The 4,178-nt window shown below is 69.0% G+C and carries 3 protein-coding genes; 2 read left to right on the top strand and 1 reads right to left on the bottom strand.

Annotated features, from left to right (window positions below; all coding sequences use genetic code 11):
* Positions 1-175 precede the first annotated feature (175 nt).
* Positions 176-1,417, top strand: a complete 1,242-nt coding sequence (locus ACEN88_RS25735; protein ID WP_413344237.1) for an oligosaccharide MFS transporter — start codon at positions 176-178, stop codon at positions 1,415-1,417.
* A 17-nt stretch (positions 1,418-1,434) separates the two neighbouring features.
* Complete coding sequence (locus ACEN88_RS25730; protein WP_413344235.1) at positions 1,435-2,850, top strand: glycoside hydrolase family 88 protein; 1,416 nt, start codon at positions 1,435-1,437, stop codon at positions 2,848-2,850.
* Here ACEN88_RS25730 and ACEN88_RS25725 read toward each other — a convergent pair.
* Complete coding sequence (locus ACEN88_RS25725) at positions 2,810-3,859, bottom strand: LacI family DNA-binding transcriptional regulator (RefSeq protein ID WP_413344233.1); 1,050 nt, start codon at positions 3,857-3,859, stop codon at positions 2,810-2,812. The genes ACEN88_RS25730 and ACEN88_RS25725 overlap by 41 nt on opposite strands.
* Positions 3,860-4,178: the final 319 nt, after the last annotated feature.

Raw genomic sequence — 4,178 nt, 5'->3', positions numbered from 1 at the left:
GGGTACCGCGGCCTGCCAGGCGGCCGGTGCGCAGCCGCCGGCGCTCGACGCCGTGCTCGCGCTGGCGGGTACCATCGTGGTCCGCCGCGAGGAGGGAACGAATCTGGCCCTTGACTTCGCGGCGTCCGGCCAACAGTATTTCGGCAAGCAGTTATAACGATAACCAGGAGACACCATGGCAACGCGCACATCGCAATTCCGCTTCCTGTGCGGCTACGTCTACATCTACTTCTTCGCCCAGGCGATGAGCATCTCGCTGCTCGCCGTCTGGCTGGGGCAGACGCTCAAGCTGTCGGGGACCGAGGCGGGCATCGTCTTTGCCGCCAACGCCTTTGCCGCGATGTGTTCGCAGCCGATCTACGGCTTCGTGTCGGACCGCGTGGGCACCCGCCGCAACATCCTGTGGACGGTGGCCGCGCTCGTCGCCCTGTCCGGCCTGTTCTTCCCGTTCCTCTACGCGCCGCTGCTGAAGACGAACATCCTGCTGGGCGCCGTCGTGGGCGGGCTGTACCTCGGCATCACGTTCAATGCCGGCAGCTACGCGATCGAATCGTACGTGGACCGCATCGGCCGCCGCGACGGCTTCGAATACAGCCGCGTGAGGCTGTGGGGCTCGCTGGGCTTCGCCAGCGCCGCCGCGTTCAGTGGCCGCATCTACAACGTCGACCCGGGCATCAATTTCGCGCTCGCGTCGCTGGCGGGCGGCGTGATGCTCGCGCTGCTGGCCGTCACGCGTGGCGGCCCGGCCGAACCGGGCGTGCGCGGCAAGGACGGCGTCAAACTGGCCGACGCCTTCGCGCTGCTGCGCATGCCGGGCTTCTGGCGCTTCATGGTGTTCGTGCTGGGCGTGACGAACCTGTACCTCGTGTTCGACCAGCAGTTCTCGCGTTATTTCGCGTCGCTGTTCCCGGACCCGAAGACGGGCGTCGCGATGTTCGGCTACCTGAACTCCGCGCAGATCTTCCTGGAAGCGGGCGGCCTGTTCCTCGCGCCGCTGCTCGTGCGCCGCATCGGCGCGAAGAACGGCCTGCTGCTGGCCGGTTCCATCATGCTCGTGCGAATCGCCGGTTCCGGCCTCGCCGTCGGTCCCGTCTCGATCTCGGCGATGAAACTGCTGCACTCGGTGGAGCTGCCGATCCTCGCCGTCTCGCTGTTCCGCTACATCGCGCACCATTTCGACAACCGCCTCGCCTCGACCGTCTACATGGTCGGCGTGAGCTTCGGCCACTCGATCGGCATCTTCGCGCTGTCGTCGCTGGCCGGCATCGGCTACGACCGCATCGGTTTTTCCGCGACCTACCTGATCCTGGCGGGCCTCGGCCTCGTCTTCCTGATCCTGTCCGCCGTATTCCTGCTGCCGACGCCCGCGGAAACGTCCGGCGAGCAGGCCGCGCCGCTCGCCGAACCTGCCAAATGATCCAACAAGGAGCAAGCATGACCCCACCCCTGAACGCGGCGGCACTGGAGCCGCTGAACACCGGCGCGCTGCCGGCCCACTGGAACCGCGGCATCGACAAGGCCGCCATCGACCGCGCGATCGCGCGCGCGCTGGACGCCGTCGACCGCAACCTGGCGCACTTCGGCGACGCCTTCCCGATGCCGTCGTCGAAGGGCGGCGTCTATGAGGCGATGGACAACACGGAATGGACGAACGGCTTCTGGACCGGCATGCTCTGGCTCGCGTACGAGCTGACGGGCGCCGCCCGCTACCGCGACGCGGGCCTGCGCCACGTGGCGAGCTTCCACGCGCGCCAGCGCGACCGCATCAACGTCAACCACCATGACCTCGGCTTCCTGTACAGCCTCTCGTGCGTGTCCGGCTACCAGCTGACGGGCGAACCGCTCGCGGCCGAAGCGGCACTGGGCGCCGCGCGCATGCTGCTGGAACGCTACCTGCCGGGCGCCGGCATCATCCAGGCGTGGGGCGAATTGTCAGACCCGGCCCAGCGCGGCCGCATGATCATCGACTGCAACCTGAACCTGCCGCTGCTGTACTGGGCCAGCGATTTCACGGGCGACCCGGCGTTCCGCACGGCGGCCGACCGCCACATCGAGGCGGCCGCGCGCCACATCGTGCGTCCCGACGGCTCCACGTTCCACACGTTCTTCTTCGACCCGGGCAGCGGCGCGCCGCGGCCCGGCCAGCCGCACCCGGGCGGCGCGGGCGCGTGGTGGGGGGCGCGGGGGCCGGCGGGGGGCCCCCCGGGGGCCCCCCCCCCACCCGGGGGGGCCCGCGCGCCACCGCGGGCGCCCCCCCGCCCCCCCGTCCCACCGGTTCTTCTTCCCCCGGGGCCGCGGCGCGCCGCTCCACGGCAAGACGCACCAGGGCTACGCGGACGATTCGTGCTGGGCGCGGGGCCAGGCATGGGGCATCTCCGGCTTCCCGCTCGTGTACCGCCACAATGGCGACGGCCGCCTCGTCGACCTGGCGAAGGTGCTGGCCAACTACTACCTGAACCGCCTGCCGGCGGACGGCATCTGCTACTGGGATCTCGTGTTCACGTCCGGACCGGAGCCGCGCGACAGCTCGGGCGCCGCCATCGCCGCATGCGGCCTGCTGGAACTGGCGCGCAACCTGCCGCTGGCCGATCCGCTGCGTCCGGCCTACGAATGCGCCGCGGCCGGCACCGTACTGACGCTCGCGGGCGATTACGCCGACACGAGCGGCACGCCGGGCGCGGGCCTCCTGAAGCACGGCGTGTACCACAAGCCGAACGGCGTCGGCGTGGACGAGGCCTGCATCTGGGGCGATTACTTCTACCTCGAGGCCCTCGTGCGGTTGACCCGCACGTGGCGCCCCTATTGGTAATTACTCGTGGGCTTCCGTCGATTCGCGTTCGACCAGCGTAAACGGCATCAGCCGGTGCTGCGGCATGTACGACTGGCCGGCGCGGCGCGCGCGGATGTGTTCCACCAGCAGGGCGACGGCGCTGCGCGCCATTTCCGTGATCGGCTGGTGGACCGTCGTGAGCTCGGGCCACACGGTCGTCGCGACGGGCGTGTCGTCGAAGCCGCAGACGGCGATGTCGTCCGGCACCTGCATGTGCAGCCCGTGCGCCACCGCGATGACGGCGGCCGCCATGTCGTCGTTACTGGCGAAGATCGCGGTCGGCCGCGTCGGCTGCGCCAGCAGTTCGCGCGCGGCGAGCAGGCCGGAACGGTAGGTGAACATGCCCTGCGCCACCCGCTCGGCGGGGACGTGGTGGCCGGCGTCGCGCATCGCGTCGATGAACGCCTGGTAGCGCAGCTGGGCCGGCGTATGCTCGGGGTCGCCCTTGATGAAGCCGATGTCCGTGTGGCCCAGGGCCAGCAGGTGCCTGGTCATCGTCAGCGCGCCTTCGTAGTCGTCGATGCGCACGGCCGACATCTGCGGCGACGGCTTCGCGGTCGCGACCGCGCCGGACGGAATGCCCATCTCGGCCAGCTGCTTGAGCGCGGCCTTGGAGTCGCACAGCGGCGGCGGCACGAGGATGCCGTCGGCGCCGTCCGCGATCAGGCGGTCGATCGCCTTGCGCTGGCTGCGCAGGTTGTCGCAGTTCTCGAGGATCAGGTGCGCGCCCGTCTGGCTGCACTCGCCGAGGGCCCCGACGAGGAAGGCGCTGAGGAACGCCGCGCTGGGATTGCTGTACAACAGGCCGACGCGCAGCGTACCGATGCGCGCCGCGCGCGCCGCCACGTTGACCTGGTAGTTCAGTTCCTGGATGGCGCGGTTGACCTTTTCGCGCGTCTTGTCGCTGACGCTGGCGTTGCCGTTGATGACGCGCGACACGGTCATCGCGGAAACGCCGGCTTTCTGCGCCACGTCCCAGACGGTCGCACCGGCGGCCGGGCGGTCGCCCTGCTTGGTTTCACTACCCATTGAATTATTGTCCTGTAGTCTGATGGCCTGGCTTTGTTATCGATTTCATTCCCGGCACACGATGTCACATGATACCGCCGCGCCAGGGGAAACGCCACTTCTGACAACGCGGCATGGCAGCCCGGTTTGCAGCTCATCATGCAGCAAGGATGCCTTGATTGCATCAATTCAACAATGCTACCATGAGATCGATAACAACCCCAAGCTTCACCGAATGAAGAAGGAGACTGTCTTGCCCGCCTCTCGCCTCACCATCGCCGTGCTGCTCGCCGCCGCGGCCGTCGCGGGTTGCCGTACCATGGCCGCGCCTGCCCAGCAG

The organism is Massilia sp. CT11-108, from assembly GCF_047302915.1.
GTDB lineage: Bacteria > Pseudomonadota > Gammaproteobacteria > Burkholderiales > Burkholderiaceae_D > Telluria > Telluria orientalis.
Note: the sequence above shows the minus strand (reverse complement) of the source record. Positions and strands in the feature narration are given on the sequence as shown.

Coding starts and splice junctions, on each gene's coding strand:
- ACEN88_RS25735 (WP_413344237.1), top strand. CDS start 176: ATGGCAACGCGCACATCGCAATTCCGCTTCCTGTGCGGCTACGTCTAC.
- ACEN88_RS25730 (WP_413344235.1), top strand. CDS start 1,435: ATGACCCCACCCCTGAACGCGGCGGCACTGGAGCCGCTGAACACCGGC.
- ACEN88_RS25725 (WP_413344233.1), bottom strand. CDS start 3,859: ATGGGTAGTGAAACCAAGCAGGGCGACCGCCCGGCCGCCGGTGCGACC.